Annotated in this window: 29 protein-coding genes and 1 riboswitch; of the genes, 12 read left to right on the forward strand and 17 right to left on the reverse strand. The window is 70.4% G+C overall.

The window, feature by feature from the left end:
* Nucleotides 1-67: 67 nt before the first annotated feature.
* Complete coding sequence (locus SSPS47_RS31700) at nucleotides 68-601, forward strand: GNAT family N-acetyltransferase (RefSeq protein WP_164253904.1); 534 nt, start codon at nucleotides 68-70, stop codon at nucleotides 599-601.
* Nucleotides 602-728: 127 nt separating this feature from the next.
* Here the strand turns inward: SSPS47_RS31700 and argB are convergent, their stop codons facing one another.
* Nucleotides 729-1,601 (reverse strand): acetylglutamate kinase, encoded by an 873-nt coding sequence (argB, locus tag SSPS47_RS31705; protein WP_164253905.1) that lies wholly within the window; start codon nucleotides 1,599-1,601, stop codon nucleotides 729-731.
* Between the two features lie 163 nt (nucleotides 1,602-1,764).
* A complete protein-coding gene (locus SSPS47_RS31710; RefSeq protein WP_164253906.1) occupies nucleotides 1,765-2,583 on the reverse strand; it encodes an SAM-dependent methyltransferase in 819 nt (272 codons plus the stop codon).
* Nucleotides 2,584-3,137: 554 nt separating this feature from the next.
* On the opposite strand from SSPS47_RS31710, the gene SSPS47_RS31715 reads away from it, so the two are divergent.
* The 4 genes from SSPS47_RS31715 to metE all read left to right on the forward strand — a co-directional run bounded on the left by SSPS47_RS31715 (nucleotide 3,138) and on the right by metE (nucleotide 7,868).
* On the forward strand, nucleotides 3,138-3,752 hold the full coding sequence (locus tag SSPS47_RS31715) for a sigma-70 family RNA polymerase sigma factor (RefSeq protein ID WP_164253907.1): 615 nt from the start codon (nucleotides 3,138-3,140) through the stop codon (nucleotides 3,750-3,752).
* A gap of 2 nt (nucleotides 3,753-3,754) precedes the next feature.
* Nucleotides 3,755-4,450, forward strand: a complete 696-nt coding sequence (locus SSPS47_RS31720; RefSeq protein WP_164253908.1) for a hypothetical protein — start codon at nucleotides 3,755-3,757, stop codon at nucleotides 4,448-4,450.
* 33 nt (nucleotides 4,451-4,483) lie between these two features.
* Nucleotides 4,484-5,050, forward strand: a complete 567-nt coding sequence (locus SSPS47_RS31725; RefSeq protein WP_164253909.1) for a 3'-5' exonuclease — start codon at nucleotides 4,484-4,486, stop codon at nucleotides 5,048-5,050.
* Between the two features lie 129 nt (nucleotides 5,051-5,179).
* A riboswitch (cobalamin riboswitch) is annotated at nucleotides 5,180-5,383 on the forward strand.
* A 160-nt stretch (nucleotides 5,384-5,543) separates the two neighbouring features.
* Nucleotides 5,544-7,868 carry a 5-methyltetrahydropteroyltriglutamate--homocysteine S-methyltransferase gene (gene metE, locus SSPS47_RS31730; RefSeq protein ID WP_164253910.1) on the forward strand — a complete coding sequence of 775 codons (2,325 nt, stop codon included), beginning with the start codon at nucleotides 5,544-5,546 and terminating at the stop codon, nucleotides 7,866-7,868.
* A gap of 117 nt (nucleotides 7,869-7,985) precedes the next feature.
* Here the strand turns inward: metE and SSPS47_RS31735 are convergent, their stop codons facing one another.
* On the reverse strand, nucleotides 7,986-8,990 hold the full coding sequence (locus SSPS47_RS31735; protein WP_164253911.1) for an iron-containing redox enzyme family protein: 1,005 nt from the start codon (nucleotides 8,988-8,990) through the stop codon (nucleotides 7,986-7,988).
* A gap of 5 nt (nucleotides 8,991-8,995) precedes the next feature.
* Nucleotides 8,996-9,199 carry a CDGSH iron-sulfur domain-containing protein gene (locus tag SSPS47_RS31740; RefSeq protein ID WP_164253912.1) on the reverse strand — a complete coding sequence of 68 codons (204 nt, stop codon included), beginning with the start codon at nucleotides 9,197-9,199 and terminating at the stop codon, nucleotides 8,996-8,998.
* Nucleotides 9,200-9,358: 159 nt separating this feature from the next.
* Between SSPS47_RS31740 and SSPS47_RS31745 the strand changes: the two genes are divergently transcribed.
* Both SSPS47_RS31745 and SSPS47_RS31750 read left to right on the forward strand, forming a co-directional pair.
* Nucleotides 9,359-10,195 carry a hypothetical protein gene (locus SSPS47_RS31745; RefSeq protein WP_203557978.1) on the forward strand — a complete coding sequence of 279 codons (837 nt, stop codon included), beginning with the start codon at nucleotides 9,359-9,361 and terminating at the stop codon, nucleotides 10,193-10,195.
* A 190-nt stretch (nucleotides 10,196-10,385) separates the two neighbouring features.
* A complete protein-coding gene (locus SSPS47_RS31750; protein ID WP_164255239.1) occupies nucleotides 10,386-10,778 on the forward strand; it encodes an Asp23/Gls24 family envelope stress response protein in 393 nt (130 codons plus the stop codon).
* Nucleotides 10,779-10,799: 21 nt separating this feature from the next.
* On the opposite strand, the gene SSPS47_RS31755 is transcribed toward SSPS47_RS31750, so the two are convergent.
* The 11 genes from SSPS47_RS31755 to SSPS47_RS31805 form a co-directional block, all read right to left on the reverse strand.
* Nucleotides 10,800-11,294: a hypothetical protein gene (locus tag SSPS47_RS31755; RefSeq protein ID WP_239065142.1), complete on the reverse strand. Its 495-nt coding sequence runs from the start codon at nucleotides 11,292-11,294 to the stop codon at nucleotides 10,800-10,802.
* A 47-nt stretch (nucleotides 11,295-11,341) separates the two neighbouring features.
* Nucleotides 11,342-11,731 carry a gas vesicle protein K gene (locus SSPS47_RS31760; protein WP_164253913.1) on the reverse strand — a complete coding sequence of 130 codons (390 nt, stop codon included), beginning with the start codon at nucleotides 11,729-11,731 and terminating at the stop codon, nucleotides 11,342-11,344.
* Nucleotides 11,732-11,773: 42 nt separating this feature from the next.
* Complete coding sequence (locus SSPS47_RS31765; protein WP_147874875.1) at nucleotides 11,774-11,950, reverse strand: gas vesicle protein; 177 nt, start codon at nucleotides 11,948-11,950, stop codon at nucleotides 11,774-11,776.
* Nucleotides 11,951-12,069: 119 nt separating this feature from the next.
* Nucleotides 12,070-12,933, reverse strand: a complete 864-nt coding sequence (locus SSPS47_RS31770) for a GvpL/GvpF family gas vesicle protein (RefSeq protein ID WP_239065143.1) — start codon at nucleotides 12,931-12,933, stop codon at nucleotides 12,070-12,072.
* The gene (locus tag SSPS47_RS31775) at nucleotides 12,930-13,334 is read right to left on the reverse strand and encodes a gas vesicle protein (protein ID WP_164255245.1); all 405 of its coding nucleotides are present in this window, start codon (nucleotides 13,332-13,334) and stop codon (nucleotides 12,930-12,932) included. The genes SSPS47_RS31770 and SSPS47_RS31775 overlap by 4 nt, the downstream gene beginning before the upstream one ends.
* A 60-nt stretch (nucleotides 13,335-13,394) precedes the next feature.
* Complete coding sequence (locus SSPS47_RS31780) at nucleotides 13,395-14,540, reverse strand: SRPBCC family protein (protein WP_164253914.1); 1,146 nt, start codon at nucleotides 14,538-14,540, stop codon at nucleotides 13,395-13,397.
* The gene (locus SSPS47_RS31785) at nucleotides 14,533-15,105 is read right to left on the reverse strand and encodes a hypothetical protein (protein WP_164253915.1); all 573 of its coding nucleotides are present in this window, start codon (nucleotides 15,103-15,105) and stop codon (nucleotides 14,533-14,535) included. Before SSPS47_RS31785 ends, SSPS47_RS31780 begins: the two co-directional genes overlap by 8 nt.
* Before the next feature lie 26 nt (nucleotides 15,106-15,131).
* Entirely contained in the window at nucleotides 15,132-15,389 is a 258-nt protein-coding gene (locus SSPS47_RS31790; RefSeq protein WP_164253916.1) for a gas vesicle protein GvpG, read from the reverse strand.
* Between the two features lie 46 nt (nucleotides 15,390-15,435).
* Nucleotides 15,436-16,149 (reverse strand): GvpL/GvpF family gas vesicle protein, encoded by a 714-nt coding sequence (locus SSPS47_RS31795; protein WP_164253917.1) that lies wholly within the window; start codon nucleotides 16,147-16,149, stop codon nucleotides 15,436-15,438.
* Nucleotides 16,150-16,152: 3 nt separating this feature from the next.
* Nucleotides 16,153-16,638, reverse strand: coding sequence for a gas vesicle structural protein GvpA (locus SSPS47_RS31800; RefSeq protein WP_164253918.1), 486 nt, complete (start codon nucleotides 16,636-16,638; stop codon nucleotides 16,153-16,155).
* A 61-nt stretch (nucleotides 16,639-16,699) separates the two neighbouring features.
* Nucleotides 16,700-16,996, reverse strand: a complete 297-nt coding sequence (locus tag SSPS47_RS31805) for a gas vesicle protein (protein ID WP_164253919.1) — start codon at nucleotides 16,994-16,996, stop codon at nucleotides 16,700-16,702.
* A 184-nt stretch (nucleotides 16,997-17,180) separates the two neighbouring features.
* Here SSPS47_RS31805 and SSPS47_RS31810 point away from each other — a divergent pair, with 184 nt between their 5' ends.
* The 3 genes from SSPS47_RS31810 (at nucleotide 17,181) to SSPS47_RS31820 (ending at nucleotide 18,524) form a co-directional block, all read left to right on the forward strand.
* Nucleotides 17,181-17,549, forward strand: coding sequence for a low affinity iron permease family protein (locus tag SSPS47_RS31810; protein ID WP_147874793.1), 369 nt, complete (start codon nucleotides 17,181-17,183; stop codon nucleotides 17,547-17,549).
* 127 nt (nucleotides 17,550-17,676) lie between these two features.
* Nucleotides 17,677-18,003 (forward strand): plasmid stabilization protein, encoded by a 327-nt coding sequence (locus tag SSPS47_RS31815; RefSeq protein WP_164253920.1) that lies wholly within the window; start codon nucleotides 17,677-17,679, stop codon nucleotides 18,001-18,003.
* A 116-nt stretch (nucleotides 18,004-18,119) separates the two neighbouring features.
* Entirely contained in the window at nucleotides 18,120-18,524 is a 405-nt protein-coding gene (locus SSPS47_RS31820; protein ID WP_164253921.1) for an aldo/keto reductase, read from the forward strand.
* Between the two features lie 45 nt (nucleotides 18,525-18,569).
* Here the strand turns inward: SSPS47_RS31820 and SSPS47_RS31825 are convergent, their stop codons facing one another.
* On the reverse strand, nucleotides 18,570-19,313 hold the full coding sequence (locus tag SSPS47_RS31825) for an SDR family oxidoreductase (protein ID WP_164253922.1): 744 nt from the start codon (nucleotides 19,311-19,313) through the stop codon (nucleotides 18,570-18,572).
* Nucleotides 19,314-19,456: 143 nt separating this feature from the next.
* Between SSPS47_RS31825 and SSPS47_RS31830 the strand changes: the two genes are divergently transcribed.
* Together SSPS47_RS31830 and SSPS47_RS31835 are read left to right on the forward strand one after the other, a co-directional pair.
* The gene (locus SSPS47_RS31830; RefSeq protein ID WP_164253923.1) at nucleotides 19,457-19,933 is read left to right on the forward strand and encodes an Rrf2 family transcriptional regulator; all 477 of its coding nucleotides are present in this window, start codon (nucleotides 19,457-19,459) and stop codon (nucleotides 19,931-19,933) included.
* Between the two features lie 560 nt (nucleotides 19,934-20,493).
* Nucleotides 20,494-21,039, forward strand: a complete 546-nt coding sequence (locus SSPS47_RS31835; protein WP_164253924.1) for an EF-hand domain-containing protein — start codon at nucleotides 20,494-20,496, stop codon at nucleotides 21,037-21,039.
* Between the two features lie 40 nt (nucleotides 21,040-21,079).
* Here SSPS47_RS31835 and SSPS47_RS31840 read toward each other — a convergent pair whose 3' ends face one another.
* Nucleotides 21,080-21,460, reverse strand: coding sequence for a hypothetical protein (locus SSPS47_RS31840; protein WP_239065144.1), 381 nt, complete (start codon nucleotides 21,458-21,460; stop codon nucleotides 21,080-21,082).
* Nucleotides 21,461-21,521: the final 61 nt, after the last annotated feature.

Here is a 21,521-nt window from a genome sequence, read left to right on the forward strand (position 1 = left end):
TTGTTTGTCCGTCGAAGTGATACGGCGACCGGCCGTTCTCCGAACGTGGAACCGAGGAAGGAAAGCCTTGATCACGGCTACGCCGCCCCCCGCCCCGCTGTCGCACACGCCGCACGCGCTCCTCGCGCCGAAGCCGCCCTCCGTACGCGCCGCATGCCGGGAGGACGCCACCGCGCTCGCCGAACTCTCCCAACCCTTCGTGCGCTCGGGGGCGTTGCGCGAGCGGCCCCTCTCGCTGTACGCCAACCGGGCCGCCGACTTCCTTGTGGCGCAGGGTCCCGGAGGCCGCCTCGAAGGCTGTGTGGGCCTGCGCGTGCACGCGGCAGGGCCGGGGGAGGGGCGCGGCCCGGTCGGCGTTCTGTACAACTTCTGTGTGGCCGGGCGGAAGCAGGGGCACGGCGTGGGGGCCGGGCTCCTGCGCGCCGTACTGGCGGCGGCCCGCGCGCAGTCGCTCGGCGCTCTGTTCACGGCGACGACCGGCGGTGGCGGCCTGTTCCTGCGGTACGGGTTCGTGCCCACGACCGCGCGTCCGGCGCCCCCGTCATGGGCGGCGTCGCTGGACCCCCGGCGCGGGGCGCGGATCCTCGCGCGGGTTCTGTGACCGCCGGCCCGCGCGTGCGGCCGGGTGCGTTCGTCCTCGCCGCGGGACGGATCTGAGGTTCGCACCGACGGCCGGGCTCCCCGGCCCGCCCGGCCCGATCGGCCGGGCGGGCAAGGGAGTTCGGTGGTCAGACGGTCCTTCCGCGGTGGTCCGGGCTGTTGTCGGGAACCACGGTGGTGCCGGGGCTGGTCTCGTCGAGGACGCCCCGCAGCACCGCGTGCGGTACCCGGCCGTCGAGCACGTGTGCGCGGCGGACGCCGCCGCGCACGGCCCGCAGGCAGCCCTCCATCTTCGGCAGCATCCCGCTCGCCAGCCCCGGCAGCAGCCCGTCCAGGGCGTCGGCCGTCAGACGCCCGATCACCTCGGTGCTGTGCGGCCAGTTCGCGTACAGCCCCTCGACATCGGTGAGTACCACCAGCCGTTCGGCGCCGAGAGCCACGGCGAGGGCCGACGCCGCGAGATCGGCGTTGACGTTGTAGACCTGGCCGTCCGTGCCGCGCGCCACGGGGGAGACCACCGGGATGTGGCCCTGGTCCAGGAGCGTGCGGACCATGTCCGGGTTCACCTCCACGATGTCCCCGACGAGGCCGATGTCGACCTGCCGGCTGTCCACCCAGGCGGAGCGGCGTACGGCCGTCATCGTGTGTGCGTCCTCGCCCGTCATGCCCACGGCGAAGGGCCCGTGGGCGTTGATGTGGCCGACCAACTCCCGCTGGACGCGGCCGCTCAGCACCATCCGCACGACTTCCATGGTCTCGGGTGTGGTCACCCGCAGGCCTGCCTCGAACCGGGTCTCCAGGCCGAGGCGGTCGAGCATCGCGCTGATCTGCGGCCCGCCCCCGTGCACGACGACGGGACGCAGGCCCGCGTGCCACAACTCCACGATGTCCCGGGCGAATGTCCGCCGCAGATCGGCGTCCACCATGGCGTTGCCGCCGAACTTGACGACGACGGTGGTTGTTCGCGCGGTCCCCGCGGGCGTCGCTGTCCGTGCGGTCATGGTCTCCGTCTCCCGTGGCGTCGATGTGTCCGGAGACCGGCCACCGCGTCGGCGACGAGTCCGCGACGCGGTGTTAGCTTAGCCTAACCTAAGCGGAGGGAGGTGCAGGCTGAAACGGTCACGGAGAAGGTCATGGGCGGGCCGCGTGCGGGAGTTGGCCGGATCAGGGTTTGCGGGCGATTCCCGCGTAGCAGGCGGCCTCCGCGTCGGTGACGTTCTCGGCCTGGTCCTCCTCGGTCGGGCGCCAGCGCTGGGTGGGTACGACGCCGGGGTCGAGGAGCTCCCAGCCGTCGAAGAGGCGGACTATCTCGGCGTGGGGGCGCGCCTGACCGGGGGTGCCTGCCGCGCGGTAGGCACCGGTGAGCCGGGCGATTCCCTCGGGGTCGAAGTCGGGGGTGACATGGGTGATGGTGAGGGTGCTGCCCGGGGGGAGCGCCGCCTTGAGGTGTTCGACGATGCCGTGCGCGCCGCCGTCGACACGGTCGTCGGTGACGAAGTGGAGCAGCGCGTTGAGGCTCAGCGCGATGGGACGGGTGAAGTCGAGCGTGTCCGCTATCTCCGGTGTCGCCAGGAGCGCGGCCGGATCCGTGACGTCGGCGTGCGCGTACGACGTGTGGCCCTCGGAGTGGCTGTGGAGCAGCGCCCGCGCATGGGCCAGGACGATCGGGTCGTTGTCCGTGTAGACCACGCGCGCCGCCGGGGTGACCTCCTGGGCGACCTCGTGGAGGTTGGGGGAGGTGGGGATGCCCGTGCCGATGTCGAAGAACTGGGTCATGCCCTCCTGGGCGAGGAACCGCGTCGCGCGGCGCATGAAGCGCCGGTTGATGCGCGCGGTGGCCAGGATGGAGGGGAAGGCGGCAAGGGCCTTGCCGGCCGCCTCCCGGTCGGCGGGGAAGTTCGTGGTGCCACCGAGGTAGTAGTCGTACATACGGGCCGAATGCGCCTGATCCAGCTTCAGGTCCACCGTGCTGTTCTCCGCCATGCCACGCCCCCAGGAGTGGTTCGCTGTCCGGTCGGCCCGGGTTCGCGCGCGCCGGCGCCCCCTCCGCCACCGGGGTTCACTTCCCGCCGTCCGCACGGGACAACCGTGGGAGCGAGGGCCGTTCCGCCGGGCCATGGCGGCCTGTTCGGACGAACGGGGAACGCGTTTCCGAAACCGCCCCCCGAACGTCTAAGTAGTCATACTATTACCGTCGGCGAAGACAACTGACCGAAGGTTTGCACAAGACGCCCGTTCATCCGGTTGGCTGTCGAGTGGGACATCCCGTCCCCACCGACATCCCCTCCGCCGTGGAGCGGTGCGGTGCCCCAGCCCCCAAGGACATGCGTGGAACTCGATCGGGAAGCCCGGGCGGTCCGCGGAACCTCCGCCCTGGTCTTCACCGGCCACCCGAGGACCGTCACGAGACGCCTACCGGCGACCGAAGTGCGCGCCGGAGCACGCCACCTCCGCGGTCCCCAGTACGCCCCCCACACACCGTCGGGCGCCGCCCCGGCGCCGTACGCGCCGCCCCGCGCGCCCGAGAGCGGAACGTGATGGCCGCACCAACCCACAAGACGCGGGCTGCCAACGCCCCCGGTCCCAGAGACGACACCGACGAGGACGCCCGACAAGGACGGCTGGGTCTGACCTTCGACGCCTTCCACGACTACCACCGCGAGTTATGGATGCGCTACGCCCACTCGCAGGTCGGCGGGCGGCCCGCGGCCGAGACCGTGGTGGACAACGCCTGCGCGCACCTGAAGCGGGACTGGAAACACGCCCTGGCCCAGGAGTCGGTCTCCCGGTACGCCTGGTCGCTGCTGAAGGAAGAGACCCACCGATGGCTCGACGAACGCGGACTCCAGCCGCTCCTGGTCGATACCGCCGCCTTCCACGCGGCCGTCGCGAAACTTCTCCGGCACGACACCCGGGACCGGTTCACCGTCCTGGAAGGTGAACTCGGCCTGTACGGGGCCATCGCGGACCTGCTGCCGGAGCGTCAGTACGACATCATCGTCCTGAGGTTCGTCCTCGGCGAGGACGAGGAGAACGTCGCGGAGTACCTCGGCATCGAACTCGCCACCGTGCGCTCCCAGGCACAGCACGCCCGCCGTCGCCTGGCACGCGAGCTCGACATGGCCATCGAACCGACCGAGACGGAAGGGTAGACGTGCGCACCAACGACCACGCCTCCATCAGCGCTCTGCTGGCCCAGGCAGAGGTCCTCGTCGACACCTACACCGACTACGACACCGAGGCGGCCCGGCGGCGAGTCGAGGCCAAGGCCGCCCGCGTACAGTCCGACTCCGCTCCCGCCGCGCCGCGCACCCCTGCCGCGCACGAGCAGGCGGCCCGCGATCTCGACCTCGCGGTCGCCCTCATCGTCGACACGCCACAGGCGGCAACGGCCCTGGCACGGCTGGCCGATGACGACCGGCCCGACCCCGAGGGCGCGGTCGTCTTCGGCGCGCTGCTCCATCTGGCGCGTGACCACGACGCCGCCCAGTTCTGGTGGCAGTTCGCCGCGGGTGGCGGCAACCGCACCGCCGCCTTCTGTCTCTACCTCGCCCACGGGCGGCGTGCCGAGTTCAGCGACGCCCGGCACTGGCGTGCGGAGGCCCGTCGGCTGACCGCCCCGGACAGCCCGCCACCGGCCCCGGCCGCGCGCCCGCTGCTGCCGGAGAGCATCCGCCACCAACTGCTCACCCAGTGCCGCTCCGGCAGCCGCCCCACGCTCCCGGCCCGGCTGGAAGCGGTCATCAACCGACTTCCCGTCGACCCGGACCAGGACTTCGGTACGATCCCGCGCCCCGTCCCCACCCTGACGCGCGACCTTCCCCACAGCCCCTCGCCGAAAATCGGGTGACCCGCGGCCGGGGTCGTTCCTACCCTGACTCCCATGGACGTCGAGGGGCAGCTGCTCAACGTGGTCGATGTCGAGGCGACCTGCTGGGAGGGCCCGCCACCACCCGGGCAGGTGAGCGAGATCATCGAGATCGGGCTGACCGTCGTCGACCTGCGCGCGGGCGAGCGCCTCGCCAAGCACCGGCTGCTCGTGCGCCCGGCCCGGTCGGAGGTGAGCCCGTTCTGTACGGAGCTGACGGGGCTGACAGCGGCCGAGGTGGCCGGGGGCCCGCCCTTCGCCGAAGCCTGCCGGGTACTGGCGCGCGACCACCGCGCCGGTCTGCTGCCCTGGGCCAGCTGGGGCGACTACGACCGTAACCAGTTCACCCGCCAGTGCCGGCACACGGGTACGGAGTACCCCTTCGGCCACCGGCACACCAACGCGAAGATCGCCTTCACCGCCTCCTACGGTCTGCGGCGCCGCCCCGGAATGGCCCAGGCGCTGAGGGTGGCCGGCCTCCCGCTGGAGGGACGCCACCACCGGGGCGACGACGACGCGTGGAACATCGCCGCCCTCGTCGTGCGGCTGGCGGGCCGCGGAGACTGGCCCGCCGCGTCCTGAGCGCACCCGGACGCGCGGCGCCGGGGGTCCGTCGCGCGCCCGGACCGGGGCCCGTCCATTTCACCGTCCGCGATGTGGTCAACACGTGTGCGCCCGCCACCCGGCCCTCTAGGCTGGTCGGTGCAGCTGGTTCGTTCCTGTCCGCCAGGCAGGTGCGTCGTAAGAGGGAACCCGGTGGGAATCCGGGACTGCCCCGCAGCGGTGAGTGGGAACGACCGCCGTCATACGCACTGGGCCCGGACGGGTCTGGGAAGCGACGGCCAGTAGGTGTCTCGTGACCGATACGAGACGGGCCCACGAGTCCGAAGACCTGCCCGTTGCCCGTGCGTGAACGATCGCGCGCGGACGTTCCGGTGACCTCGTGGGCGGGTCGGCGTACATATCGAGCGGCACGCGCGTCCGACGACGCGACGTGGTCCGTACGGTCGGTCGTCCCTTCGCGCCCGCGTCCCGTCCCCGGGACCCAAGGACACATCTCGCGAAGGAGAGTTCCGTGACAGCGCAGTCCGCAGCCGCGGCAGCACGGGCGACCGTGTACGGCTACCCCCGCCAGGGACAGAACCGGGAACTGAAGAAGGCCGTAGAGGGCTACTGGAAGGGCCGCGTCGACGCCGACGCCCTCCGCGGGACCGCTCAGGACCTCCGCCGTTCGAACTGGCGGCAGCTGGCCGACGCCGGCATCCACGAAGTGCCCTCCGGCGACTTCTCCTACTACGACCACGTCCTGGACACCAGCGTCATGGTCGGCGCCGTCCCCGAGCGGCACCGCGCGGCGGTCGACGCCGACGCACTGGACGGCTACTTCGCCATGGCGCGTGGCACCCAGGACGTAGCGCCGCTGGAGATGACGAAGTGGTTCGACACCAACTACCACTACCTGGTGCCGGAGTTGGGCCCGGACACCGTCTTCACCGCCGACCCGGCCAAGCAGGTCGCCGAGTTCGGGGAAGCCCTCGCGCTCGGCCTCACCGCCCGTCCGGTCCTGGTCGGGCCCGTCACCTATCTCCTGCTGGCCAAGCCCGCCCCGGGCGTGGCCGCCGACTTCGAGCCGCTGACGCTCCTCGACCGGCTCCTGCCCGTGTACGCCGAGATCCTCGCCGACCTGCGCGCGGCGGGTGCCGAGTGGGTGCAACTGGACGAGCCCTCGCTGGTCCAGGACCGTACGCCGGCCGAACTGAACGCCGCCGCCCGCGCCTACCGTGACCTGGGCGCGGCGGCCGACCGGCCCAAGCTGCTCGTCGCCTCCTACTTCGGGCGGCTCGGGGACGCGCTGCCCGTGCTGGCGAAGGCCCCGATCGACGGGCTCGCGCTCGACCTCACCGAATCGGCCGCCACCAACCTCGACGCCCTCGCGGCCGTCGGCGGGCTGCCCGGCAAGCGACTGGTCGCGGGCGTCGTCGACGGACGCAACATCTGGATCAACGACTACGAGAAGTCCCTCGCCACCCTGGGCACGCTCCTCGGCCTCGCCGACCGCGTCGACGTCGCCGCATCCTGCTCCCTGCTGCACGTCCCGCTCGACGCCACCGCCGAACGCGACATCGACCCCGAGATCACCCGCTGGCTCGCCTTCGCCCGGCAGAAGACGGAGGAGATCGCGGTACTGGCACGCGGACTCGGGCAGGGCACCTACGCCATCACGGCCGAACTCATCACCAACCGCGCGGCCCTCGCCTCCCGGGCCGGCTCCGCACTCACCCGCGACCCCGCCGTGCGCGCCCGCACCGCCGCCGTCACCGACGCCGACGGACGGCGCTCCCAGCCGTACACCGAGCGCGCCACGGCGCAGCGGGCGCGCCTCGGACTCCCGCCACTGCCGACGACCACCATCGGCTCCTTCCCACAGACCGCCGAACTGCGCACCGCGCGCGCCGACTTGCGCACCGCGCGGATCGACGCCGCCGGATACGAGGAGCGGATCAGGGAAGAGATCCAGGAGGTCCTGTCCTTCCAGGAGAAGGCCGGGCTCGATGTCCTGGTGCACGGTGAGCCCGAACGAAACGACATGGTGCAGTACTTCGCCGAGCAGCTGACCGGCTATGTCGCCACGAGTCATGGCTGGGTGCAGTCCTACGGCACCCGCTATGTCCGCCCGCCGGTCCTCGCCGGGGACATCTCCCGGCCCGAGCCGATGACGGTGCGCTGGACGTCGTACGCGCAGTCGCTCACCGACCGACCGGTCAAGGGCATGCTCACCGGGCCCGTCACCATGCTTGCCTGGTCCTTCGTCCGCGACGACCAGCCGCTCGCCGACACCGCACGCCAGGTCGCACTCGCACTGCGCGACGAGGTCAACGACCTCGAAGCGGCGGGCACTTCGGTCATCCAGGTCGACGAACCCGCCCTGCGCGAGACGCTGCCCCCGCGCTCCGCCGATCACGCCGGCTATCTGGCGTGGGCGACGGAGTCCTTCCGCCTCACCACCGGCGGGGTACGGCCGGACACCCAGATCCACACCCACATGTGCTACGCCGAGTTCGGCGACATCGTCCAGGCCATCGACGACCTCGACGCCGACGTCATCAGCCTGGAGGCCGCCCGCTCCCACATGCAGGTCGCCCGCGAACTCGCGGCGCACGGCTACCCGCGCGAGGCGGGGCCCGGTGTCTACGACATCCACTCCCCGCGCGTTCCGAGCACCGAGGAGGCGACAGCCCTTCTCCGCAAGGGACTTGAGGCCATCCCGGCCGACCGTCTCTGGGTGAACCCGGACTGCGGACTGAAGACCCGCGGCTGGCCCGAGACCCGGGCCTCGCTGGAGAACATGGTCGCCGCCGCCCGCGAGATCCGCTCGCGACTGGCCACCGACGGCGTCTGACCCACCGGCGTCGCACCCTGGGGACGGGGCGGGCCGGGGCGGACATCGACGGGTCCGCCCCGGCCCGCCCGCGGTGCCGGGTCCGCCACGGGACCGGCCGGAGCGGTGTGATGTACGTCAGAGCGGTGTACGGAGACTGGAGACGCCGTCGCGCCAGGAGGCCAGGGTCTCGGTGGCCAGGCGGGTGTCCAGCAGGTCGGTGGCGTCGACGCCGAAGGCCACGTCCGTCTCCAGCCAGGGCTCCTCCTCCAGCAGACCGCCCACCACCTCCCGGCGGACCACCTGTTCATGGACGGCGTCGGCCTCCACGTGCTCGGCGTAGAAGTGCACTGCCGCCTCGCCGGCGTCCGCCCGCCGCATGGCCTCGGCCAGTCTGCGGGAGGCGGGGGAGGAGGTCACCTCGACGGCGGCGAAGTGCCCCACCAGGGCGCCGCGCAGCGACCGGCGCAGCCCGAACATCGACATGAGATTGACGCTCGCCAGCATCTGTGCCGTCGCCGCGTCGACGTACCGGCCGTACGCCGTGTCCAGCCCGAGGTCCGACATGAGCTCCGCGAAGAGCCGAGAGTGCATCCGGTCGGCCCGGCCGCCGCCGAACTCGTCGAACTCGACCGCGACCATCGCCGCCTTGGCCCTGCCGCGCAGCCGTGGGATCACCCAGGCGTGCGGATCGGCCTCCTTGAGGTGGTAGAGCGAACGCTGGGCCGCGTACTCACGCAGCTGCCACAACTCGCCCTCGTCCCTGAGGAAATGAGTCGGCCCGTCCGCGTCCAGGCGCTCCACCAGAATCCCGGCGAACGCCTCGCCGGCGTCCGTCCTGCGCCCGGTGTCCGCGCGCAGGGCTGCCAGAAAGCGGCGCTCCAGTCCGCCGCGCAGCCGGAGCAGTTCAGGATCCCACTCCCAGTCGGGGTCGACACCGCGAAACCCCCGGTAGTGCAACTCGTAGCAGATGTAGAGCGCGAGGTGCAGATCCTCCCCGTACGGAAGGGCCTCACCGGCCACCGAGCCCGACGGCAGCCGAGCACCGGGGCGGCCGAGCAGCACCCGTACGAGGCCGTCACTCAGCTCGCCACGCCCCGTCGGCAGGGCCGGCCCGTCCTGCTGGGCCCGCGCGCTCTCCACCGGCTTCACTCCCTGGACTTCCGGCGGTGGCTGGTGTCGCACCAGGGGTACGTCCGGCTGCGCCTGCACGCGCACAGGGCGACCATGAACCGGTCCGACGTCACCGTGCTCCCGTCGCTGAGGACGACCTCGACGGGTCCCTCGACGAGTATCGGTCCGTCCCTGGTCGGGTTGGTACGGCGCGGCCTCTCACCGGATGGGGTGGGCACGGACGATCACCAGCTCTTCCTTTTCCTCGCCGGACCGAGTTCGCACTTACCTCTCCTTTCACGATGGCCCAGTGCCCCGGGGGGCGCACCTCATTGCGGCGGCGGAGCAGGCGCATGACACTTGAGGAGCGGGGGCCACGCTCAGTGAGGGAGTGCCGTATGTCCCAGAGCGACAAGGGCCGGGACGAATACGACCAGGAAGAATTCGACGGGGAGGACACGGAACACACCGAGGACGCGGAAGACGCGGAAGTCGTCGACGCGGAAGAGGAACCGGACGATTACGCCGAGGGCGAGGTGGTCGACCAGGGGCCGCCGGATGTGTATCTCGACGTTCCGGTGCTGAATATCGAAGAGATTCAGCTCGATGTGCAGGACCTGCGGGCCCATGTGTCTCTGCAGGCCGAAGTTCTCGATCTGGTCAAGCTGAATGTCGGCGCGGACGTCACGCTGGGTTCGGTGGACCTCGACATCAAGGGTGTCGAGGCACAGGCGCAACTGAAGGTCCGACTTCACAACGTCGCGACCATCGTCAACCGTGTATTGACGACGATCGACCGGAACCCTGAGATTCTGGAGCAGCTGAGCAGAGGTCTGGGGGAGGCCGTCGAGGAGGTCGGCGCGGGCGCCGGGGGAGCGGCCAAGGAGATCGGCAAGGGCACCGGGGACGCCGCGCAGAGCGTGGGCCGGGGCACCGGAGAGGCCGTCGAGGGCGTCGGCAAGGGTGCGGGCAAAGCGGTGGAGGACGTCGGCGAGGGCGCCGACGAGGCCGTCAAGGACGTCGGCGGGAGCGCCGGGGACAGCATCGAGGCCGTGGGGAAGAGCACCGGCGAAGCTGTCCCGTCGGAACCGGCAGGGAAGGCCCACAAAGCGCGCAAGCACACCCGCAGGCCCGTGAAGGACAGCGGCTCACGCGGACGCGGCGACGGATCCGGCGAACAGCGCGACGCGCGGAACGCCAGGACGGCCCGCCGCCGCGACGCGTACAAACGCTGAATTCCCCCGGGTCTCCGTCGGTGAGAACTTTTCTCACCCGAATGGCGCTGTCCGGATGCGCGGAGCACAGTGGGGAGGGGGACAGCCGCCCGAGAAGAATCTCTCCCGACTGTGACAACTCAGCCCCACTGTGACGATTCAGGAAGACGGGTCGGTCATGACGACAGCGAACGAAGCCACACCGAAAGCAATGTCCAACGGCCACCACCACCGCCACGAAGTCAGAGGAAAGACGACGATCGCGGACTCGGTAGTGGCCTCGATAGCCGGTATCGCCACCCGTGACGCGTCGGGGGTGTATGCGATGGGCGGCGGTATTTCCCGGACCCTGGGAGCCGCCAGGGACAAGATGTCCCTCTCCGACGACGTCACCCGTGGTGTACGGGTGGAAGTCGGCGAGAAGCAGGCCGCCGTCGATGTGAACGTGGTCATGGAGTACGGCTATCCGATTCCCCGGACCACCGACGACATCCGCTCGGGCATCTCCGACGCGGTCGGCAGCATGACCGGGCTCGAAGTCGTCGAGGTCAACATCGACGTCCTCGACGTACACGTACCGGGGTCGGACGACGACAGGACCTAGCCGCCTCCCGGCCGCCGGCCTTCAGAGCCGGCCGCCCGTCATGCGGGTCAGAGGTCCCGCGTGCGGCTTGGCCGTCTGGCGGCCCAGGGCGAAGGCGCCGCCCGCCAGACTGACCACACCCGCCGCCGCACCGGCGGCTATGGCCTTGCGGTGCTTGACGACGGTCCACGCGGTCGAGGCCGTGGCGGCGGCTTTGCCCGCGGTGGAGAGGAGAGCCTGCTGTCCGCTCTCCCAGCCGCTGGCGGCCGCCTGGCCGGCGCGCTTGGTGGCGTCGCCCGCCGAACGCACACCGCTCTCCACGGACTCCTCGGCGGCGCGTCCCGATTCCTTGGCCTTCGAGGCAGCGACCGCCGAGCCCGTCTCCGCGCGGCTCCCGGCGGCCTTGGCCGTCTTACGGGCGGGGGCGCTGGTGCGCTTCGCCGTCTGCCGCCCCTTGCCGGCGGCCGACTTGGCGGTCGCGTTCACCTTTCCCGCCGTGCCGTTCGCGTCCTTGTTTGCTTCGCTCTCTGCAGTCATGACGTTCGTGTTGCCGCTCGGTGCGGCCTAAAACGCCGACGTCCGGCTCAGCCGGAATCGCGGGGCAGCAGGGAACCGAGCGGGCCGAGGTCGAGATTGAGGTCGTCCATGGTCAGGTCGTAGCGCTCACAGAGTTCGGTCATCCGGTCCTGGAGGATCATCAGCGTCATACCGATCCGCTCCTCCTGGTCCTCCCGGAGATCGCCCTGGTCGACCCGGTGCAGGGCGGTGCGCTCCATGAGCTGGCGCAGCAGTTCGACGATGGTGAGGACCAGCTTGATCAGGTCCCGCTCCACCGTGTCCGGGTCGGTTTCGAGGCGCTGGGCGATGCCGTCGCGCGGTCGGGGCTCGTCCGGCCCGGTCGGTACGAGATCGAACGCGCGCGCCGCGGCCCGTGCGACTTCCTGCAGATCGTCGCCGCGGGGTGTGTCAGCCATCGTGAGTCTCCTTGCGCGCCCGCGACGCCCGGCCCGTGCGGTTCACCACGGGGCCGGTCCGTCGGGTGTGATCGAGCGGATGACCGCCCGCAGGTTGATGTGCACGAGGTCCACGTCGGCGACGGAGAGCACGAGATCCCCGGTCAGGACCGCTCCGCCGGTCAGCAGCCGGTCGAGCAGGTCGATGAGCGCGACCTGCCGTCCGGCGAGGGACTCGATGGAGTCGTCGGAGCCGCCGGAGCCGCCGGAGCCGCCCTCGGGGTCCGAGCCGCCCGGTGGCCTTCGGCCCCGCGTCTCGGCGAATCCGACCGTCGGCAGGGCCTCGTTCAGTTCGCCGTTCACCGTCGCCCGCCGTCCTCGCCGCCGCTGCGGGCCCCGGTGCCCTCGGCCGGCGGTGTCGCGAAGGAGTACGGCGCCCACGGACCGGTGATCTCGACGCGTACGCCGGGAACGCCGTCGGCGAGCCCCGCGAGCGCCGCGTGGAACTCGGCCACGCGGGACGCCTCCACCAGATACGCCTCGTTGGCGATGTTCTCGCCCGCTCCCGGCGCGAGGTCCCCCTGCTGGGGCCGGTGTGCCAGCCGGGCGCGGACGGTCGCACCCACCCGGACGGGCACCTCGGCGGCGACCGCCCCGGCCGCCTGGTAGGCGTCGCGGTGGTTACGGCGCTGTTCGCGGCGCTGCCGCAAATACGCGCGCCCGGGGCTGGTCACCGCGGCGTCGCCCGGCCCCGTGGCCGTCCGGGCCGCCTCGCTCACCGCGGCGGCCTCTCGCGGGTCGGCGTAGACCTTGACGCCCAGTTCGACATGGCCTTCGAGCCGGGAGAGCAAGTCACCGAATTCCACGGCCCGTTCGACCAGCATCTCGGTCACCCGGGCATCGTCCAGATACACCGTGGCCAGCCTCATGGGCAGCACGGTCGCGCTCTCGTAGGCGGCCTCGACCACACAATGGTGCGCACGGGCCAGCACTTCGAGCTGCTTGATGTCCTCCATCTGCGCCCGGAGACCTTCCGTACCGAACGCGTCATGAGGCACCGACGACACCAGGGCCACGAGGTCTCCGGCGCGCACGGTCCGCAGCGCGCCGCCGTGCGCCCCGGTGCGGCCGGACAGAGCGGAGTCCAGCGACTCACCGGCGCGGCCGACCGCGTAGACGTAACTCATCGGCGGGGCCACGGCGCGTACGTCGGTGCTGTTCACCGCTTCCCCCTCTCTTCCACCGCGGCGCGCAACTCGGCCAGCTCGGCGCGCAGTTGCGCGTTCTCCAGTGCCAGCGGACCGGCCTCGCCGTCATCGGAGGACGAGCCGTGAACGCCGCGCGAGCCGTGGTCGCCCTGGGATCCGTTCACCAACCCCGCCGGCCGGGCGCGGGAGGAGAGCGAGGGATCGTGCTCCCACCAGTCGATGCCCATCTCCTTGGCCTTGTCCACGGACGCGACCAGCAGCCTCAGCTTGATGGTGAGCAGTTCGATGTCGAGCAGATTGATCTGGATGTCGCCCGCGATGACGATGCCCTTGTCCAGGACACGCTCAAGGATGTCGGCGAGATTTGCGGATGACCCTTGCTGGCCGTATGGGGACATCCCGGAGGAGGTCCCCATACGGCCGGCCAGTGAATCGGACACTGGAATCAGCCCTGTCTGTGCTGTCGGCGGAGTATGTCAGCGACTCGCCGAGGCGGTACGGCGCCGGGAACGCGGGGCCGGCTCCTCTTCCTCTTCGTCGTCCACGAGTTCGTCCTCGTCGAGGTCCTCGTACTCGGCCTCGGCGGGAGCCTCCTCCTCGGGAGCGTTTCCTTCGGCGCGAGCCTCGTCGGCGGGAGCGTCCTCCTCGTCGGCGACCTCGTCCTCGTCGTCGTACTCGGCCCGCTCCTCCTGCTCCTCCTCGGGGAGCTCCTCCTCGTCCGTGTACTCCTCGTCGGCCTCGGCCTCCGGAGCGTCCTCGCTCTCCTCCTGCTCGCGGGCCTCCTCCTCCGCGACGGCGTCGTCGTGCTCCAGCACGACCTCCCCGTCGCGGATCTCACCGCGCCAGCCGTCGGTGGCCTCGCCGCGCATCATGATGAACTTGCGGTAGAGCTTGAGGTCGAGACGGGCCCTGCGGCCCTGGGCACGCCAGATGTTGCCGGTCTTCTCGAACAGCCCCTTGGGGAAGTACTCGAGAACCAGCAGCACCCGCGTCAGGTTGTCGGTGATGGCGTGGAAGGTCACCACGCCCTTGACCGTGCCCTTGGCGCCCTCGGTGGTCCAGGTGATGCGCTCGTCCGGCACCTGCTCGGTGACGTTCGCCTTCCAGCTGCGGGTGGACTTGGCGACCTTCACCTTCCAGTTGCTGCTGGTGTCGTCGGCCTTCTCGACGCTCACGACACCCTTGGCGAAGGTGCTGAACTCCTGGAACTGCGTCCACTGGTCGTACGCCTCACGCACCGGCACACCGACGTCGATGTCCTCGGTGATGGTGACGCTCTTCGACTTGCCGCCGCCGCCCTTGCGCCCCTTGCCGAACAAACCCTTGGCCTTGTCCTTGATGGTGTCCTTCAGGTGGGAGGTACCGGCGGCCATGGCCGCCTGCGCGGGGGACTTGCCCTCGCCGAGCGCCTGGCCGCCCTTGGCCAGGGACTTCACCGCCCCGCCGGGACCGTTCTTGGGGTCGGCCAGCTTGCCGACACCTTCGCCGAGCCGCTGCCCGAGGTTGGTGACGGCGTGCGTGGCGCGCGCCTTGAGGTAGTTCTGGAGTTCTTCCTTCAGCCGGTCGGTGGCCGGATTCTTCGCCACGTCGTCCTTGAACCTGGTGAGGGTCGAGTCAGCCATTGCCGCCACCCCTCTCCTTGCGCCCGGCCGGCGAAGCGGTCTTCTTCCGTGCCTCGCCGGTACGGCCCGAGGCGGTCCTGCGGGGGCCGGACGCGGTCTTGCCGGCGGTCTTGGCCGCGGGCTTGGCGGACCGCTTGGCGGCCGTCTTACGGCGCGGCGCCGGCTTCTCGTCCACCTCGTCCGACCCGGAGTCATCGCGGACGTCCCGATCGTCGGCGTCGCGCTCGTCGTCCTCGCCGTCCTCGGCACGTGCGTCCTTGCCGTCGTCCTTGCCCTCAAGGCCGAGGGTCCGCTGGTGGAGGGAGTCGGCCAGACCGGTGGCCCGCTGTGTCAGGGCATTGGTCGCGGCGGACTTCGTGGCATCCACCAGTTCCTTGCGGACCTGGTCGTTGAGAGTGCCCAGAACGGGCGAGTTCGCCACGAGTTTGCCGAGCTGCTTCGGATCGAAGCTCAGTTTCTTGCCGGCCAGGAACATCCCGAAGCCGATGGCCATTTTGGCTTTCTTCGTGCGTCCCAGCAGGTAACCGCCCACCAGGGCGACACCTATCTTGACGTTGCCTGTCATCTTTCGTGCACCTCAATCTCCCCGTGTCAGGGATTGGCCCTCAGACGGCGCCGGTGTGCCTCGATCTCATCGAGCCTGTCCAGCAGTTCGTCCTCGCGCCGGTCGAATTCCTCTTCGCTGACAGCGCCGCTCAGCAGCTCCTTCTCCAGATCGGCCAATTCCTTGCGCACGGGATCGGGGTCGTAGTACTCGCGTTCCGCCGCGAGCACCACCTGATCGAGAACCCAGACGGAACCTCGCACGGGTGCGAGCGGCAGAGTGAGAATCTGCGTGATGAGGCCCATGGCGGATCCTCCGATCAGTGGGAGCCTGTCGAAAAACGGGCGGAAGTCAGACGAAGCTGTAAGGGGGCAGCGGTCCGTTCAGGGTGAACTCGTAGTCGTCACCCCGGCGTTCCGCCTCCTCGTGAACGGCCTGCGAGAAAGCGGCGGCCTCGTCACGCTTCACCAGGAAGGACACATTCAGGAAATGCGCCTTGGTGGGATCGGCCCGGGAGTCACGTTCCGCCGACGGAGCCAGTGCGCTGAGCAGTTCGCCCGCCAGCGCCTCATGACGGACCTGGATCTCGCGGGAAACGAGTTCGCCGAGTGCCACCTTCTCGTCCTGCGCGGCGGGATTCTGCCGCGTGTACTCACTCAGCCGGCGTACCTCGGCGGATTCGGCGAGAATCTCACGCAGCACGCTCTGCTCCTCCCGCGACACCTTCAGGTTGTACTCCAGGCGCCCGTCGAGTTCGGTGAGGCGGGTGGTGTAGCTGTCCCGTTCCTCCTCCAGCGCGGTGCGCACCTGGTCGTCGTCGGGGCCGACGAGGCCGAACCGCATCGGCAGCGCGGCGCCGTCGGTCATCAGCCGTTCCAGCACGCTCTGGTGCGCGACGAGATCACGGCGCTTGGCACGCAGGTCCGGCGGTGTGTCACTGACGACGGCGCCGAGGGCCTTGGTTTTCACGGTCCGCAGGGCGGACGGCGGGTCGCCGACACCGTTGAGGCCGTCGAGCCGCAGCGGATGGTCGGCCGCGGTGATGGCGTAGATGTACGTGGGCATCGGTCACTCCTCCCGGCGCTGGGTGGTGCGGCGGCTGCCGCTGGACGAAGCGGTCTTGCGCGCCGGCCGCTTCTCCTTCTCCTTGTCTTCGTCGTCGTCGGAGCCGGAGCCGGAGCGCGAGTCGGAGTCGGAACGGCCGCTCTGGAACGAGTCGGTGAAGGCTTCCACCGCTCCCGTCAGCGCTCCTTTCGACTTGCCCTTGGCTCCGCTCTCGACCGAGTCACCGACGATGTCGGTGAGCTGTGTCGGTGCCTTGCGGCCCGATTCGAGGTCCAGTCGGTTGCACGCCTCCGCGAATCGCAGATACGTGTCGACACTGGCGACGACGACGCGAACGTCGATCTTGAGGATCTCGATGCCGACGATCGAGACACGAACGAAGGCGTCGATGACGAGCCCCCTGTCGAGAATCAGCTCAAGAACGTCGTAGAGGTTTCCGGATCCGCTGCCACCGGAGTTGGTGGCGTTGCTCTGCTGCACGAGACTCATCGTCGGCCTTCCTTCCAATGAGTTGTGTTACTGGTCGGCCCGATCACGGAGCAGGTACGACTCAACGGTCGACCTGGCCCCGTGAATACCGGCGAATTCGTTCGTAGCCCACGAGTTGGCCCTGACCGTCGAGTGAGACGCGATAGGAGGCCATGACGCTGGTGGTGTCGGGGATCTTCTCGATCTCGACGACTTCCACGTCAGCTGTCCACCCCTCGTCCGTGGCCTTGAGAGCGGACACGGAACTGGGCTCGCAGCGGAGCAGTTCGGCGAGTTGTCCGGCGGCCTTTCGCATCGCCGTCGAGATGTCGATACGCTCCTGCTTCTCTTCGCCGTCCTTGCTTTCCGTCGTAGCCATTTCCCCGCCTGTCGTACGTCGTCCGGAGAGGCTTGCCGTCCGCCCTGTCCGGTTCATTTCGGTTGGCCATCGTTCGTGGTGTCAGTGCGGGTGCCCCTCGGATCCGAACGTATGCGTGAGAGGAAACACAGTGCGCCCGACGCCTCCGTCCGAGGACGGAAAGAACGTGGGTACGGTCTGGTGCATGACGCTTCAACATCCCGCGAACCGTGGTGGCGACAGGCCCGGACGGTTCGCCCGCCTTGCCGAGTACGCCTCCAACTTCTCGAGTTCACCGGCCTTTTTCGGGATCTGCATGGTCCTCGTCGGCATCGTCATCGGCGCGCACTTCGCCAAGCTGGAGGTGACCTGGCTGCTGCTCGCCGGCGAATCGATGACCGCGGTGACGCTGCTGCTGCTGGCCCTGCTGAAGAACTCCGAGCGCCGTGCGGAGCACGCCATCCAGCTGAAGCTGGACGCCATCGCGGCGGCGCTCCTGGAGACGCAGGAAGGCAAGCCGGGCACGGCCGTCAAGAGCCTCCGGGAGGCCATCAAGATCGAGGACGACACCTGATCCCGGGGACGCGGAGTTCGCGTCCGCGTGCACGTCCGTGACGCGCGGTGTCAGATCCGTGTGAGAACCGGTGAGCGAGGGGGTACCCATAGCGGTTCACCGGACAGTACGACCAAGGAGGCCCACCGTGCCGGCAGGATCCAGCCGCAAGCGCGAGCGACAGTACGAGCACATCAAGGAAGGCGCCGAGAAGCGCGGTACGCCGGAAGGGCGCGCCAAGGAGATCGCCTCGCGCACGGTCAACAAGGAACGCGCCCGTTCGGGTGAGGCCAGGTCCGCGAGCAGGACGTCCACGCGAGACCCCAAGTCCGCCTCGCAGCGCGGGGGCGAGCGCTCCCACCGAGGCCCTCAGGGACCGACGAGGGACCAGCTCTACGCCGAGGCGAAGAAGAAGAACGTCGAAGGCCGCTCGTCCATGAACAAGGAACAACTGCGCAAGGCCGTCGGCCGCTGATCCGGCGCTGTCCGGCCCGGCCCACGACCCGCGCGCCCGCCACGCGCCCGGCCGGACCCCGGTCGGCCGCGCCGGTTTGACCTGTAGCGCGTAGCGGAGAACGGCGAGAGGGCCTCATGGACGAACTGGGCATCGGCTTCGTCGCGTTCTCACCGCTCGGGCGCGGGGTGCTCACCGGCGGCGTCCGGAGTCTCGACGCCCCGCCCCGGACGACGCCCGGCGCCGGCTCCCGCGCTTCCAGCCGGAGGCCTTCGCGGCGAACCGCGTGCTCGTGGAGCGCGTCGAGCGGATCGCGGCCGACAAGGGCGTCACGGTCGCGCAGGTGGCTCGCCCGGCTGCTCGGCCAGGGAGTCGTACCGATCCCCGGCACGCGCCACCGCTCCCGGCCCGACGAGAACGCCGCCGCCGCGCACATCACGCTGTCGCGCGACGAGCTGCGGCGGCTGACGGAGGCGCTGCCCGCCTCGGAGATCGCGGGCGGGCGCGACTTCGCCCCGGTGGCCGAGGGAGCCGACCGCTGAAATCCGACCGTCGGGAAGGGGGGTGAGGGGCCGCGCTGCCGGGGACTACCGGGCGGCCCGCCGGATCCACTCCTCGTAGCGCGTGGACGAGAGACGGGCGTCCGGCCCCGGCGTGAGGACGTCGCCGGTGATGACGGCGAACATGCCGGCCCGGTCGTCGGTGGTCACCGTTCGGCCGTCGTGCCGCGCGGCCAGCGTGAGCCGGCCGAGCTCGTCGAGGCGGAAGACCTCCGGGCCCGCGATGTCGCGGATGCCCCGGAGCGGGGCGCCCGTCGCCACCTCGACCACGTTGTCGACGATGTCCGCCGCGGCCATCGGCTGGATGGGAGTCGCGGGCAGCCGGACGGTCGACTCGTCCGAGGTCCACGACAGGACGGCGTCCATGAACTCGAAGAACTGGGTGGCGCGCACGATGGAGTACGGCGTGGGCCCCTCGCGCAGCAGCTCCTCCTGAAGGGCCTTGGCGCGGTAGTAGTCCAGCTGGGGCACCTGGTCCACGCCGACGATCGAGAGGATCACCTGGTGCCGTACGCCGGCCTTCTCGCCGGCGGCCAGCAGGTTGGTCATGGAGGTGCGGAAGAAGTCCAGGGACGCCTCGTCGAAGGTCGGCGAGTTCGCGAGGTTGACGACGACCTCGGCGCCGTCCAGCGCCTGGTCCAGGCCCTTGCCCGTGAGCAGGTCGACTCCCGTGGACAGCGCCGCGGGGACGGCCTCGTGCCCGGCGGCGGTCAGTTTGTCCACGACCTGGGAGCCGATCAGTCCGGTGCCACCGACGACTGTGATCTTCATGGCTGTCACCCTTCACCGCTTGCCGACGGGCGCGCGGGAGTTCCCGTTGAGGACACCGTCCTCAACTCGGATATTTATTGTCCGTAATCATAGTCGGATAGTCTTTGTCCGAGTCAAAGAGGGCGCGGAGCAGGGGTGAGGTCATGAAGTTGACGGGCGGCGTCGAGTGGGCGCTGCACTGCTGCGTGGTGCTGACCACGGCGCCCGATCCGGTGCCCGCGGCCCGGCTCGCCGAGCTGCACGACGTCTCCGCCAGCTATCTGGCCAAGCAGTTGCAGGCGCTCTCGCGGGCCGGTCTCGTCAGCTCCAGCCAGGGCAACGCCGGGGGATACTCCCTGACCAGGGCCCCCGAACTGATCACCGTTCTCGATGTCGTCGAGGCCGTCGACGGCTCGAAGCCCGCGTTCGTCTGCACCGAGATCCGGCAGCGCGGTCCGCTGGCGACACCTCCGGAGGCATGCACCCGGCCCTGCGCGATCTCCCGGGCGATGGCCGGGGCGGACGCCGCCTGGCGTGCGGCACTTGAGACGATATCCGTCGCGGACCTCGCCCGGAGTGTGGACGAGGACTACGGCCCCACCGCGCTCGCGGGCATCCGCACCTGGCTCTCCGGCCCCTGAGCGCCGGCGGCCGGAGCCCAGGAGGCCGAGCCGCCCAGCAGCGCGGAGAACCGGTCGGTGACCTGCGCCAGGGCCTCGGCGGCGCCCGGCGCGACGGTCGGTGTGCCGTCGTCGCGTCGCCGAGCGAGCCCCGCCGCACCTGTGAGTCGTCGGTGAGCGTGCCCCGATGGGCCGGGCGGGAGGTGCGTACGTCGAGTTCCTCGTCCCAGGTGGTGGCGGTGGCCGCGGCGCCACCTGGGAGCCCCGCGAGGACGACGGTGTCCGGCCGGAAGACGGCCGGGGGCCGGTCCCCGCCGAGGAGCGCGGCGACGGCTCCGGTGTCGGCCCCGACCGGTACGACACCGCGCCCGGGGACTGCATCTTCGTCCCGCCGTTCGTGCCGCACCGACGACACCTGACCGGGGCGGCGCTGCCCCGGTCGGCCGCGCCGGTCCTCCCCTCGCAGGGTGAATTATCGAGCGTATGTGCCCGTGGAGATGCGGGCGCGCCTCCGCCTACAGTTGCGTGGCGGTCGCTGCGGTTCGTGGTCCGGTTCGGTTCGGCGTCGAGGGAGGCCGCTCATGGCCAGCGAGTTTCAGGAGCGCAAGCTCAAGGGGATGTTCGCCGCGTTCGACGCGGACGGTGACGGTTATCTGCGGCAGCAGGACTTCGTGGCGCTCGTCGCCCGCTGGAGCCGGCTGCCGGGAGTGGAACCGGGGACGGAGCTGCGCGCCGGGGTCGAGTCCCTGCTGATGGGCTGGTGGGCGGCGCTCCTGGAGGTGGGCGACGCCAACGGTGACGGCGCTGTCGACCTGGACGAAATGCTCGCGCTCGTCGACCGGCTCCCGGCCATGGTCGCGGACGTCACCGCGACCGCCGACACGGTCTTCGACGCCACGGACACCAATGGCGACGGCCGTATATCCCCGGAGGAACACCACAGGCTCGTCGAGACCTGGAACGGGCAGCCCGTGGACATGACGGGCGTCTTCGACCTGCTCGACCTGAACGGCGACGGTCATCTCAGCCGCGAGGAGTTCGCGCTGCTGTGGCGCCAGTTCTGGATCAGCGACGACCCGGCTGAGCCGGGCAACTGGCTCTGCGGCCGGTTCCCCGAGAAGCTCTAGCTCCTGTCCGGCGGGCCCTCGAAGATCCGCCGGACAAGCCCTAGCAGTGGTAACCGTCCGGGCACTCCGCGAGCAGCACCGCGAAGACCCAGATGAAGAGGATCGGCACGGCGGACACCGCTCCCATGACGGTGAACCTCCGGCGGACCCGCCGACGGTGCCCGACATGTGCCACCACGAAGCCAGCGACCGGCGCGACCACCGCACCGACCAGGGCCGCCGAGGCGAACTCGATGCCGAACTGCGCCCGGACTACCGGAAATCCCATCGCCAGGGCCAGCACGGGAGTCAGCAGAATGAGCGGAGAGGCCGTCCACCACCACGACAGCGCCCTGATCGTCCGATCCAGCCCGGAAGAGGCCGGGCCATCGGGCGGCGCCGCACCGGGACTTCGGTCCGGGGTGACGCCGGAGGATGACATGCCGCAATCATAGGCAGTCCCGCTTCCGGGGCACCGCTGTCCCACTCACACCGTCCTCGCA

Origin of the sequence: Streptomyces sp. S4.7, from assembly GCF_010384365.1 — a bacterium.
Lineage (GTDB): Bacteria > Actinomycetota > Actinomycetes > Streptomycetales > Streptomycetaceae > Streptomyces.